This is a genomic window from Robertmurraya mangrovi, from assembly GCF_034427655.1.
Taxonomy (GTDB): Bacteria; Bacillota; Bacilli; order Bacillales; family Cytobacillaceae; genus Robertmurraya_A; species Robertmurraya_A mangrovi.
Genome location: NZ_JAXOFX010000018.1, coordinates 23,224 through 44,555 on the forward strand (window position 1 = coordinate 23,224; position 21,332 = coordinate 44,555).

The window sequence follows — 21,332 nt, forward strand, 5'->3', positions numbered from 1 at the left end:
TTAATATTTGGTTACATATGGTTACGAATCTATTACAAAGGCAATTTAATGATGACAGACGTTCCTTTTCCTTCCTCGCTCATTAGGTCAAATGTTCCTTTATGAGCAAGAACAATCTCCTGGCAAATCGCTAAACCTAGTCCTGTTCCAGAGCCTTTCGATTTGCCTTTATGGAATTTTTCTTTTACGAGTTGAAGTTCATCCACAGGTATTCCCATTCCTGTATCCATTACTTTTATTATTCCCATGTCGTTTTCTTGTGTTAATTTTAAGGTAATCCTCCCACCTTGAGGAGTAAATTTCAAACCGTTATCTAGTAGGTTAATAAATACTTGTTTTAGTCGATTTTCATCTCCCTTTTTTAGAGAAATGAGTTCAAGAGGAATATCCGTAATTAGTTTTAACCCTTGTCTTTCTGCTCTTGGCGCTAACTGGTTTGACACTTGCTGCAAGAGTTTTTGTAATGATACTTCTGTAAATTTGTATGGTACCTTCCCAGAAGATAAACTGGACAAGTCAAGCAAATCCCCCAATAACATAGACAAACGATCACTTTCCGTTGAAATAATCTCAAGGCCTTCTTTAAAGAGCGGTTCATCTGTCATGGACTCCAGTGTTATGGCCCATCCTTTTACCGAAGTTAAAGGAGTCCTTAATTCATGAGACACAGAAGCAATAAACTCGTTCTTAAGTTTCTCATGTCTTTCAATTTCTTCTGCCATAAAGTTTAAAGTATCGGCCAGTTTTCCAATTTCATCATTTTTTCCTTTTGGTATTCTCGTATAATATTTACCTGAAGCCATTTGTTCTGCAGCCAAAGTGATACGGCTTAAAGGGTTGGTAATCGTTCTAGCTATAAAATAACTAATAAATGCAGCTAAAAGAATAACAATAACCCCAATCCCCAATAAGGCGATGGCATTTTGTTTGAGAACTGTGTTTATCTGCACCATTGATGTTGTAAATCGGATTACTCCAATAATACTACTATCAACCATGATTGGTTGTGCAACGGTTAATACACTCTCTCCATTAAGGTTTCCTGTCCAGTATCCTGTCTCACCTGTAAGAGCCGTATTGACATCCTCAAAGTTCCCTTCACTTTTTGTAAACTGATCAAACGTATCAGCAACAATTTGACCTTCAGTATTTATAATTTGAACTTGGGTGTTCACTAAAAAGTTATAACGATTTAGCAATGCCTGAGCCTTTGAATCTAAGTCCCCCTTTAATAACTCTTGTTCATAAAAGGAAATAAACATCGTTCCTTGATCTCTTAAAGTTTGCTTTACACCACCAAGGTAATACAAGCGCAACGAAGACAAAATAATACTTTCAAACATTAGTACAGTCAAAATTATTAGTAATAAATAACTCCAGACTAACCTTTTCTTGATTCCATTTTTCATTATTCCGTACCTGTTTCACCAAAACAATATCCGTAACCCCATATCGTTTTCAAATAGGCTGGATGTGATGGATCGTCCTCAATTTTTTCTCTTAATCTGCGGATATGGACATCTACCGTTTTAGGATCTCCAAAATAATCGACTCCCCATATATCATCCAATAATTCATCTCTCGTTAGGGGTTCATTTATTTTTTCAAAGAATAGTTTTATTAATTGAAATTCTCTTGCTGTGAGCTTTAGAAGTTTACCAGATTTATAAAATCTTTGAGTTTTCGTTTCTAAAATGTATGGACCTAGTTTCATTTTCTCCTGTTTGTTAGAATTGCTGCTGTTTGCTGTTCTCCTTAATATGGTGCGAACTCTTGCGACAAGCTCTAAAGGATTAAAAGGCTTAACGATATAGTCATCAGCCCCAAGTTCAAGCCCCATAATTTTATCCATATCTTGACCTCTAGCAGATAATATAATAATAGGTAGGTTAGGATAGTCCTCTCTTAATCTAGAACAAATTTCAAAGCCATCCATATCTGGTAACATTAAATCTAATATGACTATGGAAGGTTCTTCATTTTTAACCAGTTGAAGGGCACTTTTCCCTTCTCCAGCTTCAAGTACTTCATAATTTGATCTTTGCAAATTAAAGCTGATTAATTTCCGTATAGGTAATTCATCTTCAACTACTAATACTTTACCTGCTGACATTTATTAAGACCTCACTATACTGTTAATTTTATTTTTTCCATGTACAAAAAACAGCATTTATCATTAATTAGACGGAAATTAATGGTAATTAGTTTCGTTTATAAATAACAAAAAAAGCTAAGGTTTAGTCCTTAGCTTAAGCTTAATTTAATTCATTTTATTTAATATGTTCATGGTTACGTTTCTGATTAATTTTGGGAGCACTTCAAAGGTATAGGGTTTGTATACTCTTTCGGTCCATTTATGGCCTGATTTTCCGTATACTCCAAAGTTAATGGCCGGGATGCTTAGAAGGGTCATATCTTTTAAAGGTAAAGGAAATAACTGTTCCATTCCTGGGAAGTTTGCTATTAAAGATTGAATATCTTCATCCGTACCATCAAAAGAGAGGAAACTACCATCTGATAAGTATGGAAAATATCTTCTTAATTTAAACTGCTCCCCTATCTCCTTGCTTAATTCTTTTTTTATTACATTATATAGTAACTGGTTTCTTTCTTTTTCTAGTTGAAGGAAATTAGCTGGTAAATATGGTGGTGCATAGAATAAAATTACCCTCGGCCTCTTCTCCGGATCAGCATTTTGAAGGGCTTCTACCATTTGGAATGCAACCATGCGATCATCTAAGATGTCCCTATTCGCTTCATTAAATGCCACATTCATGATCTTTTTCGTTTCAATTCCAAGACCTTCTAAATAGGCAATATAATCCTCTAGAGAGATTACATCTACTTTAAAGTCTAACTCCCTTTCAGGTAAGTCATTGGTCTGTCTGAATTTCTCATAATTATCGGCCTGTCTAATTTCTATGGAGCGACAAGTGTGTTTAGAAATAGATAACAAATCATCCATGACAGCCTTAGGTGATTTTTCGTAAACAAAATAATTAAAATAAACTTTGGCACTTACAGCTGTTTGAACGTCATAGCTTTTTTTATCATCCCTTAAGTAAAGGCAGCTTGGAGGAAGTACTAGCTCATCATCCAGCTGTTCAACCAACTTAAAATTTTGGCTGATTTCTCTAACTAGCTCTGAACCAATAAGTGTAGGGTCAATAGCTGTTAGGCTGTCCCCAACATGTGCCTCCCTTCCAAAGATATAAAAGCACGGAAGTAATTTACCTGCTGTTCCTGTATAAATGTACTTCATTTCATCATGGTCAAAGAGAGGTGAGATAAAATCATTGTTAATGGCTGTTATGTATTCTAGATTTAAATGTTCTTTTAGCCTAATGAGTTCCTTTAAAGCCGAACGAATGCCAGTGTGTTGGCTTTCTTCATCCGGATTAAACATAATCAATATATTCCCCTTTAATTCCTCTAAATTCTCCGTAAAATAAAGTGCATTGACTAAATGTACGGCAATGCCACTCTGCATATCTAGAGAACCTCTACCAAATAACCAGTCACCTGATTTGGCATCTTTTTGAACCTCTTCATCTCCTTCATAAGTAGAAAAATAGTCTTGCAACTCATCTGGTTTATGTGCAATAGACTGAATGGGACCAAAATCTTCCGTACCAACTGTATCTAAATGAGCAAAATATATAATCGTTTCGGCTGTATGTTCCTTACCTTTAATAAAGGCAAAAACATTCTCTCTACCAAGTTCATCCCCAATGTTCTTTTTCCAAACTTGTTCAGGGTTAGTCTGAAAATAAGGAAAGGATTGAAGCACCTCAAATAACCAATTTGCTTTAAGAGTTTCTCCTTTTGTTCCGTTATAGCTTTCTATTTCTATTAGCTTACGAGTTAGAAATTCAACTTGTCTTTCTGTTGTTAAATGCTGTAATTCTGAGTACATATATTTCTCCTATTTTGTTATGTAAATTTTTTTTGTTTAAACTTTGATAAATACAAAATCCAGAAACATACTATAGGTTGAATACACAAAATATATCCCTAAAATTTGTAAAAATAAAACTACTATTTATAAACTTTGTAGAAATCTTGAAAAAACACTTGAAAAATGTCGAAAAAACGAATAATATTTAGTTTGTGCTTTTTATTCGTTCGCCTTTTGGAGGTATCAGATGTTTAAACTACAAGAAAATCAAACAAATGTAAAAACGGAAATCTTAGCTGGTATAACTACCTTTTTAACAATGGTTTATATTGTAATTGTTAACCCTATTATTTTATCAGATGCAGGTGTTCCTTTTGAACAAGTATTTACAGCTACTATTATTGCTGCAGTAGTTGGAACACTTTGGATGGCTCTTGCTGCCAACTATCCAATCGCTGTTGCCCCAGGAATGGGACTGAATGCTTACTTTGCTTATTCGGTGGTAGGAACTCACGGAAATATTACCTATCAGACTGCATTTGCTGCAGTATTTATCTCAGGTATTATATTTATTATTCTTTCATTAACACCGTTTCGTAAAAAGTTGATTGAAGCCATTCCTGAAAATTTAAAGCATGGTATTACTGCTGGGATTGGACTTTTTATTGCTTTTATTGGTTTAAGATTAACAGGAATTATTACTTCACATCCAACGAACTTAGTCGGTCTTGGTGATCTTCACTCACCATCTGCTTTTCTAGCATTAATTGGTCTGGCAATTACATTGATACTAATGACCCTTAAAGTAAATGGAGCCATGTTCATTGGAATGATCGCAACTGGAGCAATCGCATTCTTTACCGGTCAATTATCTTTTGATGAAGGGTTTGTTTCTTTACCTAAATTACCTGAAGGCTTAATGGTGGTTAATCCAATTACAGCACTAGGTGATGTAATTCAACACGGATTATACGCAGTAGTATTCTCATTTTTATTAGTTACTATCTTTGATACAACAGGTACGATGATCGGGGTAGCTCAACAAGCTGGGCTGATGAAGGGTAAAACAATGCCTCGTGCACGTCAAGCGTTACTTGCGGACTCTATTGCTAAAACTGTCGGAGCAATGGTTGGGACAAGCCCAACTTCAGCTTACATTGAATCATCAGCAGGTGTAGCTGCAGGTGGTCGTACTGGTTTAACAACAGTAACGGTTTCGATTTTATTTATCATCTCAGCATTTTTCGGTCCACTTGTTGGAGCTGTATCAGGGATATCAGCTATTACCGCTCCTGCATTAATTATCGTAGGAAGTTTAATGATGGGAAGTATTTCTCATATTAAATGGGACGAATTAGATGAAGCATTCCCTGCATTCCTTATTATCTTAAGTATGCCGTTAACATCAAGTATTGCAACAGGAATTGCATTAGGATTCATCTCTTACCCAATTATGAAGATTGTAAAAGGAAAATGGCGTGAAGTGCATCCATTAGTTTACTTATTCGCTGTATTGTTCTTTTACCAAATTGCATTTTTACCACATTGATGTTAAAGCTGGCTCTCTGATGAGACCCAGCTTTTTTTGTCATAATCACTTCTAAATCCTTGTCCATTTCATATTTATATACCAGTAGACAAGTTAGGGTGATGTTATGTTAGAGAAATTACTTGCTATGATTGTTGGAAGCTTTATTATTGCAGTAGGTATTAACGGCTTTATTATTCCACACCACCTATTAGATGGAGGAATAATTGGAATTGGGCTTATTATTCATTACTACTATGAACTCCCAACTGGTGTTAGCATGATTATTCTTAGTATTCCACTGTATTGCCTGGCTTGGTTTTATGAGAAAAAGTATTTTTTCTATAGCTTGCAAGGTCTTTTAGTTTCTTCTATCCTCATTGATTTATTGTCTTTTTTAAGTAATCGATTTGAACTAACCATCTTACCTAGTGCTGTTATTGGCGGACTCCTTGTTGGCTGTGGAATAGGTTTAATGCTTAGATATGAAACCAGCACAGGTGGAACGGACTTATTAGCCCAACTGCTTTCAAAGGTTGTATCCTTAAATGTTGGAATGATCATCTTCATTATTGATGGTATCGTTATTCTTTGCGGTTTAAAACTAGTTGGCTTAGAAAAATTTATGTATTCATTTATCACGATTATTTTTGTTGGTTTAATGACAACTTTCACACTTACTAGAAAAACTGAACTACAGTAAAACAGATACAATCTAATATCTTGTATCTGTTTTTTATTAGTTATACAGTGAAGTCAACAGAAACATTTTAGAAAAATGCCTTATAAAAAGTGAATTGATATTGATATTGTTTGGATGACTCATGAACGATAAAAGTGGCTCGAAGCTTTGACAACCTTTTTCTCCAGTTACTGTCTTCTATTGAACTGTTTGATAGGAATGTTTTACCTTCACCGTTGATAGTAATGTCAATCTCAGCATCTGACTCCCGAAAAATGATGCTTAATTCACTAGTTTTTGAGTTTTCCATTAATTCATGAAAAAAGTCCTGACCTAGCCTAAAAAGCTGAATTTCCACTTGAATAGGGAATCGTTCAATATCTCCTTTCACTTTGTATGGAATATTGAACATTTTCTTTTGGCTAAGATAAGCTAAATAGGATTTAACCGTTGCTACTAGTCCTAAATCTTCTAAAATTAATGGATAGATTTCAAATGCTGAATCCTTGACCTTTTTGATTGTCTCATCTACTATTACTGATAAATTTGTTAATTGGTTTTTAATTTCATCTCGAAATTGGAGCTCTTGTAATTTATATAAACTTAAATATAAACTAAACAGAGTTTGACCAATGGTATGGAAAATTTCTTCCGAGATCTGCTTTTTATAATGTTCTTTTACATTTAATTCTATCGAATCAAAGTCAATCTCAGTAATAGGTATGAATACCTTCGATAAGGTCAACTGTTGTTCCTTTGTTTGATGGATAATATCCTTAAGCACATCACTAACAAGATTGAGCTGTTTACAACTTCTACGAATTTTTTCTGCCTCGTAACCTTGACCTTCTTTTAGATAATCTAATATATACTGAATTTGCAATAATATTTTCTCGTTTAATGAGACAGCGTCTTTTAAGTAATTATTAATTAAATCTACTTCAATAAGGTTCATTCCCATGTGGGTCTCTCCCCCTTCCACTATACTCATTATTGTACTTATATTTGTTTTTTTCTAATATAGGGGGATTCCCTATCGTATGAGGAGAAATCCCCTATCCTTTTCGTTACAGCCATCAAAATGCTTAATCGAAATAGACAGAAAAGAAAAGAACCTCATTAATTTTGAGGTTCTTCTGCATATTGAATCGGGATTTCAACTTCTATGATTGTCCCTTTGTTAATTTCTGAATGAACGAAGAATTGCCCACTTAGTAATTGAGCACGCTCTTTCATACTGTATAAGCCTATTCCTTTACCCTCTTTATTCAAGACTTCTTTAATATCAAATCCATCTCCATCGTCTTCTACATACAAAATTAAATTGTCATCTTCCACTCTTAGTTCAACTTCAATTGTAGTTGCTTTTGCATATTTTGCGATATTATTAAGTGATTCTTGATAAATTCGATAAATGGCTGTTTCAATTTCAGGCAGCAGCCGTTTTGATACTTTTTCTGCTTTTAAATTTATTTTTATCTGATGTGTCTGTTCAAACTGATCTTTAAATGATTTCATCGCAGGCAACAAGCCTAAATCATCTAATGCACTCGGTCGCAATTGGGTTGCAATCCTTTTTACTTCTTCCATGGATTCACCCGTCATTTGCTCAATTAATTGAAGCTCTTCCTTTAGGTGTTCACTTTCTTTACGTTTCCGAATCATTTTTAAAGACACTAATATACTGTATAACGCTTGACCAATACCGTCATGTAATTCCCTAGATACCCTTTTTCTTTCTTCTTCTTGTGCCTGAATCACTAAAGTAGATAGTTTTTTTTCATTTTCAATTAACTTAGTTTCAGCTTCTTTCCACTTCGTTTGGGCACGTTCTTTTTCTACAAATATTTCTTCAAACTGAGGAAAGAAAATTCCTTTCATCAAATAAAAGTATCCTAGTACTTTATAGATATGTCCAAGGAGATTCATCATGCTATGAACATTATTATATAAGGTGAAAACTAACTCCCCTAATAATAGAAAAACTAGTCCACCAACAACCACTAACATGTCTTCCTTCTTTGTAATGACATACTTCTTAATAATTAATACCATAGTTATGAGATGAAACACACTAATGACATATTCTAACAAAACCTTAAATGGTGTTACCCCTTGGCCCTCAATAAGTAGAACTGGTAATTTTTCAGGGATGCTAACAACACCCGTTATGATCATTCCTGTTATGATAGAAGCACTTAGAAACAATAGATTCTTATCTGTGTTCCTTATAGTAGAGTCCTTTTTACGAGAAAATACAAATGCTAAGCCTATGCTCTCTATTAGTCTCGCAATGATCCAAAACCAAGTTGCCTTTGAAAGAGTATTAGCATCCTGGAAAAATGGCATTCCTTTATATAATAAGGTGTGAGCTAAATCAAATGCACCAACTTGAAAGAACAAAATACTTACAAAAAGCCTATGCTTAGAGGGTGCATGCTTAAACGTTAACCATCCCTGAAAGAATATAATGAATGAAACGAAGATGCTAAAAAACTCTAAAATGGTATGTAAGATTAAAAAATGAGGATGGGTATTTTCTAGATAAGAATGACTCAATCCTTGAATGATTAAAAATAATAAAACAGCTGTAATGGCTAGTATAACCGTGTTTTTTTCAAGCTTGTTCAGCTTATTAATACTCTCCAGTAACATTCTCTTCTCCCTCAAAAATTTAATGAGATTTCATTCACTAAAAAAAGAGTAGAGTCTACTCAAAGTCAAGTAACCCATGTTTTAGTGCGTACTTAACTAATTCTGGTCTCGTTCTTAAATTTAATTTTTCCATGATTTTAGATTTGTGCGCCTCTATTGTCTTTACTGAAAGATACAAGGTCTCAGCGACTTCCTTATTGGAGTAACCTTTAGCAAGCATAGACAAAACTTCTTCCTCTCTAGAAGTTAATAACGCGGTTCCGTCCTCAACTAGTCCAGATGCAATTTGATCTAAGTAGCTTTCAATTAGTAATTTTGTTGCTTTAGGATATAAATAAGCTTCACCACCAAATACTGTTCGTATCGCTGTTACTAAATCCATATCCTCAGCACTTTTTAAGATATAACCAGAAGCCCCTGCCTGCAAGACTCGAAATATATATTCTTTGTCATCGTGCATTGTTAACACAATAATGTGAACTTCAGGACAAAGCTCTTTAAGTTGTTTTGTTGCAAATAGCCCATTTTTTCCTGGAGGCATATTTAGATCCATAACGACAACATCAGGTTTCAGTTCAGTTGTTTTTTGAACGACCTCTTCACCATCCATTGCTGTAGCAATAACCTTCATATCTCCTTGACTATTGATTAGCATAGTGATTCCCGAACGAACAATAGCATGATCATCAGCAATTATTACACGTATCATATTCCGTCCCCTTTATCCTAGGTAAATGTTACTATTTTACCCCTAGTATATCAGAATATATTAGTTTAAAAGTTACTATTTAATTTGAAATTATTAATACTTTGCAACACTTTTAAAATTTATTTACAAAAAAATCGACCTCTTTGGGCCGATTTCTTTATGCTACCTCTTTTCCTAGTGAGGCAATCCATATTTTAAACCATTGCTGGCGTGTTAATGTGATATTCACAGCATGAGCTGCTGATTTTATTCGTTCTATTTTACCTGATCCTGCAATTGGTATGATTCGTGCCGGATGGTTTAACAGCCAGGCAAACATTAATTGATCTAGTTCAGTAACACCAATTTCTTGGGCAACTTCTTTTAGAGCCTTTAAAATTCGGGTAGACTTTTCATCAATCCCATTAAAAATATTCCCTCCAGCTAACGGTGACCATGCCATTGGAGCCACTCTTTTTTCGAGGCATTGTTCAATGGTTCCATCAAGGAAAGTGTCAATATGACCGACTGAGATTTCTACTTGGTTCGTTACTAGTGGAAATGGAAGATAGCTACTAAGCATATTAAACTGAGAAGGTGTAAAGTTTGAAACACCAAAATTCCGAACCTTGCCTTCATCTTTTAGTTGAATAAAAGTTTCAGCAACTTCTTCTGGATTCATATAAACATCAGGACGATGGATAAGCAATACATCAATATAGTCTGTTTGTAGCTTTCTTAATGAATTTTCTACACTTTTATTTATGTGATCCTTACTAGTATCGTAATACTTTACTTCATGCTCGGGATATTTATCAGACAATAGCTTGATTCCGCATTTAGTGACAATTTCCATTTGTCCTCTTAAGGATGGCTTTAGCGCTAATGCTTCCCCAAATAATTCTTCGCATGTATAGTTCCCATAAATATCTGCATGATCAAACGTCGTTATCCCTAGCTCTAAACATTCTTCAATGAAGCGTAGTATCTGCTCCTTACTCATATTCCATTCACTCAATCTCCACAAGCCGTGTACAATTTTTGAAAAAGATAAGTCTTCTGTTAATTTTATTCTGTCCATATTACTCTCCTATGTATAAGAAGTTTTTATCAGCAATAACTTTAACCGAAGCACCGTTTAATTGCAAATTATTAGAAAAGCGCAAGCGCCCCGTTTAGCGACGTATGGACTGGAGCGCCTCGACTGAGATAAAGGAAACACGAAGAGCGATAGCGATTCGTTGTTGACTTATCGTAGGGAGAGGAGCGAAGTCCACTAGTCGCTGGGCGCTGGAGCTAGACAGTTGTCTAACTTCAAATAGCTTATACTTTCTATAAAATTGAAAAGTGCCAGGCACCTGAAATGTTATTGAAACATTGGGTGCCTGGCACTTTCTATTATTCTTGTATTAGACTTTTACTAACTTCTCTTAAGCTATCAATAGAGGCAGAAATTTCATGGGTTGCCGATGAAATTGAGGAAAGAGCATGAGATACTTCTGTAATTTCCGTTTCCATAAGCGAATTTTTCCCTTGGCTATTTTTCATATCTTTAATAATAATATCAAAGTACTCATTTGCCCCTACCATGCCTTTGATTCCTTCATCAACAATATGATTAATCTCACTAAGTTTCTCGGTAACATTAGTAATTTGGTTATTGTTCATTGAGATTAATCCCGTTACTTTAGAAACAGAAACCTTTGTTTCTTCAGCTAATTTTCTTACTTCACTAGCAACAACTGAAAATCCTTTTCCTGACTCCCCTGCTCTAGCCGCTTCTATGGCTGCGTTTAGTGCGAGTAGATTAGTCTGTTCTGCAATGTTTGTTACGATTCCTACGATTAGGGAGATGTCTTGTGATATGGACTGCAAACGTTCTAGCTCTTTTGAAATATCGATTACTTTTGAATTAATGGTTTGCATATGTTCATTTTGATTTTCAAGTTGCTTTTTGCCTTCTATTGATTTCAAACTTGTATTCTTTGAAAGTTCTGTATTGTCTTTATAGATGGACGAAATTTGATCAGCCTGAGCTGCAAGTTCTTGGATTGAATCGTTCGTCTGTTCCATCGCTACAGACAAACTTTCCACCGTTTCATTTAATCCCGTCTTAACAAAATTTTGTTTTTCTTCAAATTCATTTCTTAAACGTTCGTTTTCCTTTTCATATGCCTCTAAAACTAGCTGCTGTTCTATACTAATTAATTTTGTAACTGTACGAATCGCTAAGAGAATGTCATCCTTCGAACTGTACTCTTCCTCAATAATAGAAATCAACGACAGAAGTAAGTCTTGAAAAGCACACATATACCACTGAGTTTCAAGTCCTATCCTTACATGCACATGTGCAATCCTTATTCTCTTTTCTACGAACTCAGCGTCTATTTTTCCATCAAATAACTCGATAAGATGCTTACGTAATGTTTGCTTCAGTCGATCTACCGTACTATTGGAGCTGATAATATTCATTAGTGAGGGCTGATTTTCAAGGTTTTTATAAAAACCAGCCACTATTGTATCTATGTTTTTTTGTACAAAAGGTTGTAAAGTCTTAGCTACTTTTAAATCAAGCTCATCTAGTTGAATCATTTTCAGCTGGGTTTTTAGATTATTTGATAAACTTGTTACACCTAATACCCCTGCTGATTGTAAAGATTGCTCTAGTAAACTCTGTTTATTAATTCTTTTCTTTAAAAATGTCGTTCTTCCCAAATCAAATCCCCCTATGAAGTCATTACCCATCCATAATTTTTATGAAATTTTAGCAATTTTCAACTTATATATAGTATAAAACAAATTTACCATATTACATGTAGCCGGTAAAACGCTTTTAGCTAAATTTTCACGATACTAAAGAACTATGTTTTTCCATATAAAGATGAACGAGCATCAATTCAAAGCTTATGATTCTTGTAATTGCCCTCGGTAGATGAGAAGGATTTGTATCGTTTAGTTTAATAATATTCCCTTTTTCGAAAATGTATTTAAATAATTCTGCAATACATTTAAAATAACCGGCTAACTCTAAGCCAAACTTTTGATGATAGAGTGCTAATTTCTTTCTGCTATTAATAAAGTCTGTATCAATTCTCCCAGAAAAAAGTTCATAAATATGACTTCTTAAAAAGTTTTTAAACTCATTGATATGTTGTAGAGACTTTGAATCACTAATGGCTAATTGATTTACGTACTCTTCCACAATGTAAAATATATCGTCTTTCATTAGGGGGCTTAAACGGTTGATTAATTGTAAATCCTGTTCATCTAGATGTATCAACATTAACTGAATTAATATATCAGCTGGTAAGGAAGGATCTATATAGCATCCGTCTTGGTTACATGTTTCACGTTCCGAAAACACCATCCGTTTATTCATCTCAGGTTCCTCCTAATTAAAAGTATAATATTACAGAGATCGTTCACATTTTTGTCAATTTCATTTTCTCTTTTTTAACGTTTTATTTATATAGGGGAACTCCCTAGCAATATTGAAAAAATTCCCTAATAAAAAAAGGCACCAGAAATGTCTAATAACATTTCTAATGCCTTTTACTCCTCATATTATAAGAACCAAACTTTCGTAATGATGTCGTCCTTTATTTCATAGATCGCTGTTGCATGAAAAGGTTCTTCCTTTCGCCCGGTAATCTTTTCATGATCAATAACATAAGGATGTTGTTCGATACGTTTCACAATCTCAGCATTCATATTTGGGTATGTATCGAACAACTTCTTGTAATGCACTCTCATCTCTTCATTTGAAGACATTCTAACGATATTTGGAAAAGCATATACATGGACATCTTCAGAGTAACATGCCATAAATGCATCTATATCTTTTTCGTTATAAGCCTTCAGCTGTCTTTCTACTACATTCATCTTTTAAACACCTTCCAATCTCTTCTTTAACTATCTACTCACTAGTATCTACAATGATTAACCTTAAAAAAGATTACGAATGCAACATACACCCGTAATCCTTTCGTTATTTCTCTTGCTCTTGCGGAACAAGTATCTGACCCTCTTTACCTATGTTTAAGAGGGTTTGCATAATCGCTCGTGATAATTGACTTGGTTTATATGGTTTTACTAAGAAATCAATTGCTCCTAGAGAGAAACCTTTTTCTTTCTCATCTAAAGCGGTTGAAACGATGATTGGAATATTTTTAAGCTGCTCATCACTCTTGAGTTGATCCATGATACTCCAACCGTCTATACTATCTTCCTCTAACATGATATCTAGAACGATTGCATCTGGTATCTCTCGTGTCATTACTTCTAAAGCTTCTAATCCTCTAATGAAATGCTGGACTTTAAATCCACTATCAAGTAACTCTTGAGTAATTAATTCTCCCAGACTCTTGTCATCTTCAATGACAAATATTTTGTACCCAGAGTGAATATTCCTTTTCTCTGTGTCAGTTTCTTTTCGTTTACCTTCTACGATTGGAAACGTTAATGTGAAAATACTTCCCTCACCATATTTAGAGGAAACATTTACTTCTCCCTCGTGAGACCTCATAATTTCTTGAACAATCGCTAATCCTAGTCCCGTCCCACCGATTTTCCTTCTATCAGAATTGTCGATTCGATAAAACTTTGAAAATACTTTAGTCAAAGCTTCCTCCGGTATCCCAAGACCATGATCTTCTACGTCTACCGTCAATTGACCTTCCTTCTCATACATTTTAACATGGATATCTCCACCATTTGGTGAATACTTAATGGCATTACTAATCACGTTTGTAAATACTTGTTCAATTTTTGACCGGTCCCCAAGGATATAGTCATTTTCCGTTAAGGGAGTAAAAGTAATATGGTGGACGTTTGTGTTGATTTGTAAGTTACCTATAACCTTATGAATAATAGGTGAAAGTTCAACATACTTCTTTTCATATGTTTGCTTTCCTGACTCCATTCTTTGGACATCTAAGAAATCATTAATTAATGCCGTTAAGCGTTTTGTTTCATTATAAATCGTGCTAAGGTACTTTTGCTGTCTATCCGGCTTTAATTGGCGATTGATTAATAGCTCTGTAAATCCTAAAATACTAGCTAATGGCGTTCTTAACTCATGACTAACTGTACTAACAAACTCTGATTTCATCTGGTCAACTTCAAATTCTTTCGTTATATCCCGATAAACAACCACTGTACCTACCCGTTTATCACCTTCGTATAATCCTTCAGAATAAACTTTAAAAACTTTATTTTCGGTTTTTCTCTTAAAAGTAAAGGTTTCTTTGTCCAATATTGCGTCATTTGAAATAGCTCTATTTATAAAATGGAAGAATTCTTCCCCACCTTCCATTGTTTCAGTAGCTACTTGAATCCAGTATTTCAACGGCTGCCCAACCAAATCAAGACCAGATTGGAACATATCACATAATTGTTTGTTGACCTGTAGAATGGTACCGTCTGTATCAACTAGTTGAATGCCCTCTTGTATTGTATTTAAAATGTTCTGATTAAGTTCTCTTGCCGTTTCAGTCTGTTCATACATAGAAATTTTATCTAATGAAATACCGATTTGTTTAGCAAGAGCCTCATATTCATCCATTGATTTCTCAGCGAATGCCCCAGAGAGCCTACTAAAAACCAAGATTGCACTTACTTCATTGGTAGATGACAGAACAGGGATATAGAGATCATAGCTAAACCCTACTAACTGATGAAATCCCTTTTCCTCTGCTACCATTTCTCTTTTGATCGTAAAAGGCTTCTTAAAAATTATCAGTCTCTCATTTAATCCACTCTTCAAGTTGTCTTTAAATTGTTTCACTCCAAGTTTAGATACACCGAAAGAGGCATAAGTGTCTTCATTTAACATTAAAATTAACCCTTTATCGGCCTCTATAATTCTACTCATGTTAATAACTATACTATCTAAGACTTCTTGCTTATTAAGAGAGTTAGATATTGTATTCGTTAGCTCATTTCTCTGTTCAAGCTTTTGCTCATTTTCTTGAATCGCTTCTAATACTTCTTCTAATTCAGTTTGCTGAGCTTGAAGCTCATCTTGCTGAGCAATCAATTCCTCATTTTGAGCAAGTAAATCTTGTTCCTTTTCCTGAACACTATTAATCATCTTTTTAAAGGCAACTGATAAAGCTCCTAGTTCATCGTCTCTATTAGAGTCCACCTTAATGATTCCATCATTTCCTTTGGCAATTTCGTTAGCTGCAAAAGCAAACTCTGAGAGAGGCGCCCCCACGTTTTTTACCATGATCCGGATAATGACAAAGAAAATAAATAAAATTAATAGGATAAATAAAATAAAGGCAGTTTGGACTAATGACTGATTATTAGTTAATTGTAAAACCTTACCGTCAAGCTGTTTATTTATACTGTTAATCTCTTTTGTTAACAAATCCTGAAATTCATTGATTCTTTCAGTTGCACCGTTATTAGCGATTTCCGTTACTTTATCTTTTTGACCCATTTCAAAATATCTAACTGCTTTTGGAAAGGTTTCAATAAAATAATAATCCGTAAATTCCCTAAGTTCTTTTAAAAAAGTCTTATCCTCATCAGTTGTTGATGTTTTTTCTAAGTCTTTGTAAAGCTTACGAATCTCAGGATGCTGTGCAAAAGTACTACTCTTTAACGATTCACTTCCAAATGCAACATATCCCCGAGCATCAAATAAAGCAATATTGAGTGACTGGTCAATCTCCACGAGTATTCTTTCTTTTTTTACTAGTTCGGCACGCTCTTCAAAATATTTATTATTCAATTGTTGCTGAGTTAAATAAATAATGGCTGTTCCTACCAGAAAAAATAAAATAAAGACACCTATCAAGGCAATAAATTGCCTTGATAAGCTTTTCTTGAAATATTGATTAATTTTCATCTAATATTTCCTCAATTTTCTCTAGTAGTTGTAACGGACTAAATGGCTTGGCCATAAAATAATTTGCCCCTGCACTTAATACTTTTTCTATTTCAAATTCCTGACTTTTTGCTGAAAGCATCATGATTTTAATATCAAGGTTGGTTTCTCTAATCTTTTCTATTAATTCAAGGCCAGTAAGAATTGGCATCATATAATCTACTATTAATAAATCGTACTCATGGTTTTTAAATAAATCTAATGCCTCTTGTCCATCAGATGCTTCGTCAACTTTGTAATCCTCATCTTCTAACGTATCAACAACTAACATTCTTAATACTTCTTCATCTTCAGCTAATAAGATTCTTTTCACTTTTTACTCTCCTCAACGTTGATAGTCTTGTATGCATCCTTCATGATATGATAAGAAGCCTTTAGCCTTTCATGATAGGTTGGCTGTTCCCACTCATCCCAAGTATAAAGAACAGTTTGACTAGATTGAATGACATCTCCATCTCTTTGAGGATATACGGAACTAATAGAATTATTATTTGATGTCACTACCGCAATCTGAATTCCTTCCATATTTACACTACCTTCTAGTCCATCTTTCCAAAAGTCACCGATTACTTCCTTCGTGCTAGGATCCTTAACATTTAGTAATAACCATGGGATTCTAAGTTCAATTGTTTTCTTATCATTGCTAATACTAATATCGGTAAGGGAGTCATGATTTTCACTCTTTATGTTTCCATCCCCAAACTTTAGCTGTCCTGTTTCGTAGGATTCAAAAGGGATCTTTTCTTTTGAGCTCGGTATCACCATTTCCTTATTTAAAGCTAGGCGAACAGGATGGAAAACTCCATTATCCTTCTTATTCGCATATTTTTCACGTGGGATCATTTTTAACATATTCCCATAGTGATAGTAAAAAGAATCGTAATAACTATCAATCAAAACTCTCGAATCATCTTCACCCGCTAGTTTCACTAAGAAGTCAATTCCAAAGTCTGTTTTTACTTGTTGATTATTATTTATTGGTACAGATGTCTGACCTTGACCATCTATCGTATTTAATAGAAGATAAGTTTGATCCTCTTGTAAGTTAATATTCTTGCTATAGTCGACCCTAGCGTATAAATATCCCTCATCAGACGTTGCGAATACCCTTTGAATCATATCATCATTTTTATTAGACTCATAGATTGGTTTTAGCCTTTTCCGTTCCCAATCATGTTTGTTCCCATCTACGACTATAGAGGATTCAAACTCACCTGGCTCAAATTTTAATAGCCCGAAATTTTGTTCATTAGTCTGAACATTCATCCAATACGGGCGTCTATCAGGATTATCATAATCCATCGTATTCCATGTTCTCTTAAACCACTCATCTTGCCATGCAAAAACGAGTCCTCCACCATATCCTTCAGAAACAATAGATTCAAATAATTTTCGATTTATTATGCCCTGCTCCTCTTCAGAGTGGAACCCTTGATTCTTTCCATGAACATTTTCATGTGTCATCCCTCTTGAAGAAGGTACTCCAAACTCAGCCACAATAACAGGCATTTCATGGGGAACGATTAAATCATGTAAATAACCAGCATAGTTATTTTTCTCACCTTGTTGATCAATATAGTTTACATATTTCTCTTCATAATTTAAGAAATCAGGATAATACGGATACACATGATAGGATGCAAAAAGCCCACCATTAAACTTGTCTGTTTTCTTTATATGGTTTGGGTTTACCTCCACCATATCTTCAGTGTCAGACGGTTCAGCTGGATGTCTTAATAAATCCGTTGTCACCCAGTTAGTAAAACTCATCGTATGCTGCCATTTATACTGCTCCGTTTCATAGCTTGCAGTATAATCCATCATCTCAGCTAACCATGCTTCAAATGGAGAAGCATTTTTTGTACTAAAATACTTGCCCATGTATGGTCCTATATTTTTGTGCTTTTTATTCGTTTGCAAAACTGCACCTGGATCCCACTCAATTCCTATCATAAATCCAAGTACATAAGGAGAAATATCATAGCTGTATTCACCTGAAGCATGTCCTCTCCTAGCAGGAATATTAGCCTTACCATGAACAATATCCACCATGTCTTTTAATTCTCGCTTAAAGTCAGCCGTTACTTCTTTCGAGAAAGCATCCTGAGTTTTTACTAGATTTTCTTCATTGACCCAAGCTCCGTGGAACAGATACAATGGTTTCTCTGCCATTTGATTATATTCATAAAAAGCTTCGTAAAAATCAGGTGGATGTAATGTATAGACCCTTATCGCATTTGCATTCATGTCCCCAATGGCTTTAAACCATCTAAAGTATTCATCCTTTGATATGGCTGTTTCTCCAGGGAAGTAACCTGGTTTTGCGATCCCCATATTTACTCCCTTAACAAGGAGATCCTTCCATTTACCGTCCTGCTGTACTTGAATATAAGTATCGTTCGTTTGACTGTTAAAATGAATTCCATCTTTCTCAACAACTGCGTTTGGCAATGTTCTATCATTCTTGTGAAGACCGTTCGATAATATGGATTTCATCATCGGAACGTATGCGCTCCAATAGAAAGAACTACTAGCTGAAAATTGTTTTTTCCAAAAAGAAAGTCCCCTAGTTTGATAGATATCAGGTACTTCCCCTTCATCAGCAAAATCTCCGGCAAAATAGTAAGAAGCGAACTTCGAGTTTTGATGGAAAGTGACAGCAGGAAATTCAGAAGGTAATCCATAGCCTTCTAATTTATTTTTTCCTTTATCCGTTAATGGTAGCTCATAAGTTGCTAAAATTTCATCGCTATTTCTTGCTTCAATAATGTCAAACCAATACTGATACTTTGATTCAATTTTTAAATCAAAATGATTACTACCTGTCTTGGTATGTTTAAAATTGACTCCTCTGTCCTTTAAGTCCTCTTTCTCAAGTACAACAACATAATCATCTTTACTAACAAAAACGAATCCTTCACCCGAGAATTCCCATTTGTCACCAGATGCCATGTAGTTCTCCTTAACCCAAACAGGAACCTCTTTGCTATTCAAATCCGAAAAATATCTACCAATCCAACCCGTCCAATCTACATTTAGCACATTCGATATTTTTTCCCGAGCTGAGTTAGAGGTTGGACTCGCAAAGGTGTTAAATTCAGCAATTAGTGTTTTCCCTTTACTATGAATTAGCTCATCTGTGATTTGATTAATTTCTTCTTCTTCTAAACCGCCATATAAATGATTGGAGCGTTCACCTAACTCGTTATCTCCATAAAACTCTTCTTCATACACACCATATTGGTCTGCAATATAGATTACATCGTACTTATCTAAATTTTGTGGCAATGGACGAATTTCGTACTCTTTTTCGTCTTTTGGAACAAAACCACGATAATCTACTTTAGATGAATATCTCTGATTATTGTCCTTCACATACTTTTCATTATTAAGGATCCAGACTAATCCTTTATGTTCTCGATAAGTATCGTCAGGAACCGTTTTGTTTAGTATTAACACTTCTAACTGATTTGAAGGCTTAATAAACCATAACCAGAAAGGGCTAGTGATTAAAAGTGTGACTAGAAACACAATAGTAAACACGATCCACTGTGACTTTGTAAGTAAATTCTTCATTTAGATACACCTTTTCTTTGCATTTCTCCCCAACTTTTATCACCAATGATCATTTGCCAGATTCCTTCACAGCGCCATAAAACAGTTAAAGGGCGGTACCATAGTGTTTCTGTTATTGAGTAGAGGAAGAGTTTAATCACATCTATTACTCGCGGATATTTCCTCAAACTCCATTCCTCAAGAAGGACCGAAGCCATAGAAAATAAGGAGCCATATAGGCAAGAAAGTAAGAAAATAATGATAGCAAACTCTAAATATACTCCTCCAAAAAATAAAGAGAAAATAATATATAGGTACCCAAACAGCTCTATAATTGGTCCAAAGAACTCAACAATCCAAAAGTATGGAAAAGAGATCATCCCAATAGCTCCGTATTTGGGATTAAAGGTAAGCCCTCGGTGATTCCAAAGGCTTTCAAATAACCCTCTATGCCACCTTCTTCTCTGCCTTCTTAAAAATTTTATATCCTCAGGCACCTCAGTCCAGCAGACTGGGTCTGGAACATAAACAATTTTTTTATTTACCCCTTTTTCTTTAATCACACGGTGAAGTCTAACAACAAGCTCCATATCTTCCCCAACTGTATCTGTTTTATATCCTCCAGCCTGAACAACCCAATGCTTAGAGAACACACCAAACGCTCCAGATACAATTAAAAGTAGATTATGTCTACTTAGACCAATTCTACCCATTAAGAATGCTCTCAAATATTCAATAATTTGCATAACCACAAGAGGGTCTCTTGCAAGCCCAATTTTTATAATATTCCCATTCTCTATATGACAACCATTTGCTATTCGAATACTCCCACCAGAGGCAATAACCTCTTCATTAGAATCAATAATTGGTTTCATCACTTTTAAGAAAGCGTCCCTTTCTAACACAGAGTCGCCATCAAGTGAGCAAATGTATGGATAATGCGAGAAGTTCATTCCCACATTTAATGCATCTGCCTTTCCACCGTTCTCTTTATCAATTAAAAATAGTTTTGGTAGAAGTCTAGATTGATAGATTCCTTTAATCGGTTTGGTTTCGACTTGTTTACGTACTACCTTTTTGATTTCAACCATGTCGTACGTTTCAATCATTTTTTGTAAAGTGGAATCTTTAGAACCATCATTTACAACAACAACCTCAAAGGTAGGATAGTTGATGCTAAGCAGGGACCGAACACTTTGAATAATTCCAGCCTCCTCATTATAAGCAGGAACAATAATAGAGACTGGCTTCGTATAAAAATCATTCATATATTCTTCGTATGCTTGGTCCCGGTCAAGTTGGTATTCTTTTCTTAGCTGAAGCATGGAAATAAAGAGAATCGTTGAGTAAAAAACAATTACAATGACCATATAAATCGCGATAAATGCGGCAAAGATAGTAAAAATATCTGTCCATATTAGGTTAAACATC

16 protein-coding genes are annotated in these 21,332 nt (G+C 34.7%); 2 read left to right on the plus strand and 14 right to left on the minus strand.

The window, feature by feature from the left end; all coding sequences use genetic code 11:
- Positions 1 to 32 precede the first annotated feature (32 nt).
- The 3 genes from SM124_RS19735 to SM124_RS19745 all read right to left on the minus strand — a co-directional run bounded on the left by SM124_RS19735 (position 33) and on the right by SM124_RS19745 (position 3,916).
- A complete protein-coding gene (locus SM124_RS19735) occupies positions 33 to 1,409 on the minus strand; it encodes a HAMP domain-containing sensor histidine kinase (protein WP_322448257.1) in 1,377 nt (458 codons plus the stop codon).
- The gene (locus SM124_RS19740) at positions 1,409 to 2,113 is read right to left on the minus strand and encodes a response regulator transcription factor (RefSeq protein ID WP_322448258.1); all 705 of its coding nucleotides are present in this window, start codon (positions 2,111 to 2,113) and stop codon (positions 1,409 to 1,411) included. The genes SM124_RS19735 and SM124_RS19740 overlap by 1 nt, the downstream gene beginning before the upstream one ends.
- A 147-nt stretch (positions 2,114 to 2,260) precedes the next feature.
- Positions 2,261 to 3,916, minus strand: a complete 1,656-nt coding sequence (locus SM124_RS19745; protein WP_322448259.1) for a M20/M25/M40 family metallo-hydrolase — start codon at positions 3,914 to 3,916, stop codon at positions 2,261 to 2,263.
- Positions 3,917 to 4,145: 229 nt separating this feature from the next.
- On the opposite strand from SM124_RS19745, the gene SM124_RS19750 reads away from it, so the two are divergent.
- Together SM124_RS19750 and SM124_RS19755 are read left to right on the plus strand one after the other, a co-directional pair.
- Positions 4,146 to 5,447 (plus strand): NCS2 family permease, encoded by a 1,302-nt coding sequence (locus SM124_RS19750; protein WP_322448260.1) that lies wholly within the window; start codon positions 4,146 to 4,148, stop codon positions 5,445 to 5,447.
- A 106-nt stretch (positions 5,448 to 5,553) separates the two neighbouring features.
- Entirely contained in the window at positions 5,554 to 6,129 is a 576-nt protein-coding gene (locus SM124_RS19755) for a YitT family protein (RefSeq protein ID WP_322448261.1), read from the plus strand.
- A gap of 67 nt (positions 6,130 to 6,196) precedes the next feature.
- Here SM124_RS19755 and SM124_RS19760 read toward each other — a convergent pair whose 3' ends face one another.
- The 11 genes from SM124_RS19760 to SM124_RS19810 form a co-directional block, all read right to left on the minus strand.
- Positions 6,197 to 7,069 carry a hypothetical protein gene (locus tag SM124_RS19760; RefSeq protein ID WP_322448262.1) on the minus strand — a complete coding sequence of 291 codons (873 nt, stop codon included), beginning with the start codon at positions 7,067 to 7,069 and terminating at the stop codon, positions 6,197 to 6,199.
- A gap of 158 nt (positions 7,070 to 7,227) precedes the next feature.
- Complete coding sequence (locus tag SM124_RS19765) at positions 7,228 to 8,763, minus strand: sensor histidine kinase (protein ID WP_322448263.1); 1,536 nt, start codon at positions 8,761 to 8,763, stop codon at positions 7,228 to 7,230.
- Between the two features lie 55 nt (positions 8,764 to 8,818).
- Positions 8,819 to 9,472 carry a response regulator transcription factor gene (locus tag SM124_RS19770; protein ID WP_322448264.1) on the minus strand — a complete coding sequence of 218 codons (654 nt, stop codon included), beginning with the start codon at positions 9,470 to 9,472 and terminating at the stop codon, positions 8,819 to 8,821.
- Between the two features lie 157 nt (positions 9,473 to 9,629).
- On the minus strand, positions 9,630 to 10,532 hold the full coding sequence (locus tag SM124_RS19775; protein WP_322448265.1) for an aldo/keto reductase: 903 nt from the start codon (positions 10,530 to 10,532) through the stop codon (positions 9,630 to 9,632).
- A gap of 317 nt (positions 10,533 to 10,849) precedes the next feature.
- Complete coding sequence (locus SM124_RS19780) at positions 10,850 to 12,166, minus strand: protoglobin domain-containing protein (RefSeq protein WP_322448266.1); 1,317 nt, start codon at positions 12,164 to 12,166, stop codon at positions 10,850 to 10,852.
- Positions 12,167 to 12,296: 130 nt separating this feature from the next.
- Complete coding sequence (locus SM124_RS19785; protein WP_322448267.1) at positions 12,297 to 12,830, minus strand: protoglobin domain-containing protein; 534 nt, start codon at positions 12,828 to 12,830, stop codon at positions 12,297 to 12,299.
- Between the two features lie 185 nt (positions 12,831 to 13,015).
- Positions 13,016 to 13,333 carry a nuclear transport factor 2 family protein gene (locus SM124_RS19790; protein ID WP_322448268.1) on the minus strand — a complete coding sequence of 106 codons (318 nt, stop codon included), beginning with the start codon at positions 13,331 to 13,333 and terminating at the stop codon, positions 13,016 to 13,018.
- Between the two features lie 106 nt (positions 13,334 to 13,439).
- The gene (locus SM124_RS19795; protein WP_322448269.1) at positions 13,440 to 16,307 is read right to left on the minus strand and encodes an ATP-binding protein; all 2,868 of its coding nucleotides are present in this window, start codon (positions 16,305 to 16,307) and stop codon (positions 13,440 to 13,442) included.
- The gene (locus SM124_RS19800) at positions 16,297 to 16,659 is read right to left on the minus strand and encodes a response regulator transcription factor (protein ID WP_322448270.1); all 363 of its coding nucleotides are present in this window, start codon (positions 16,657 to 16,659) and stop codon (positions 16,297 to 16,299) included. Before SM124_RS19800 ends, SM124_RS19795 begins: the two co-directional genes overlap by 11 nt.
- Positions 16,656 to 19,922, minus strand: coding sequence for a hypothetical protein (locus SM124_RS19805; protein WP_322448271.1), 3,267 nt, complete (start codon positions 19,920 to 19,922; stop codon positions 16,656 to 16,658). The genes SM124_RS19800 and SM124_RS19805 overlap by 4 nt, the downstream gene beginning before the upstream one ends.
- Positions 19,919 to 21,331, minus strand: coding sequence for a glycosyltransferase family 2 protein (locus tag SM124_RS19810; RefSeq protein WP_322448272.1), 1,413 nt, complete (start codon positions 21,329 to 21,331; stop codon positions 19,919 to 19,921). The genes SM124_RS19805 and SM124_RS19810 overlap by 4 nt, the downstream gene beginning before the upstream one ends.
- Position 21,332 lies beyond the last annotated feature (1 nt).

What these genes read in the sequence shown, in the direction of transcription:
- SM124_RS19775 (WP_322448265.1), bottom strand. Translation starts at nt 10,532, where the DNA reads ATGGACAGAATAAAATTAACAGAAGACTTATCTTTTTCAAAAATTGTA.
- SM124_RS19735 (WP_322448257.1), bottom strand. Translation starts at nt 1,409, where the DNA reads ATGAAAAATGGAATCAAGAAAAGGTTAGTCTGGAGTTATTTATTACTA.
- SM124_RS19790 (WP_322448268.1), bottom strand. Translation starts at nt 13,333, where the DNA reads ATGAATGTAGTAGAAAGACAGCTGAAGGCTTATAACGAAAAAGATATA.
- SM124_RS19745 (WP_322448259.1), bottom strand. Translation starts at nt 3,916, where the DNA reads ATGTACTCAGAATTACAGCATTTAACAACAGAAAGACAAGTTGAATTT.
- SM124_RS19760 (WP_322448262.1), bottom strand. Translation starts at nt 7,069, where the DNA reads ATGGGAATGAACCTTATTGAAGTAGATTTAATTAATAATTACTTAAAA.
- SM124_RS19750 (WP_322448260.1), top strand. Translation starts at nt 4,146, where the DNA reads ATGTTTAAACTACAAGAAAATCAAACAAATGTAAAAACGGAAATCTTA.
- SM124_RS19770 (WP_322448264.1), bottom strand. Translation starts at nt 9,472, where the DNA reads ATGATACGTGTAATAATTGCTGATGATCATGCTATTGTTCGTTCGGGA.
- SM124_RS19810 (WP_322448272.1), bottom strand. Translation starts at nt 21,331, where the DNA reads ATGTTTAACCTAATATGGACAGATATTTTTACTATCTTTGCCGCATTT.
- SM124_RS19795 (WP_322448269.1), bottom strand. Translation starts at nt 16,307, where the DNA reads ATGAAAATTAATCAATATTTCAAGAAAAGCTTATCAAGGCAATTTATT.
- SM124_RS19805 (WP_322448271.1), bottom strand. Translation starts at nt 19,922, where the DNA reads ATGAAGAATTTACTTACAAAGTCACAGTGGATCGTGTTTACTATTGTG.
- SM124_RS19755 (WP_322448261.1), top strand. Translation starts at nt 5,554, where the DNA reads ATGTTAGAGAAATTACTTGCTATGATTGTTGGAAGCTTTATTATTGCA.
- SM124_RS19785 (WP_322448267.1), bottom strand. Translation starts at nt 12,830, where the DNA reads ATGAATAAACGGATGGTGTTTTCGGAACGTGAAACATGTAACCAAGAC.
- SM124_RS19765 (WP_322448263.1), bottom strand. Translation starts at nt 8,763, where the DNA reads ATGTTACTGGAGAGTATTAATAAGCTGAACAAGCTTGAAAAAAACACG.
- SM124_RS19740 (WP_322448258.1), bottom strand. Translation starts at nt 2,113, where the DNA reads ATGTCAGCAGGTAAAGTATTAGTAGTTGAAGATGAATTACCTATACGG.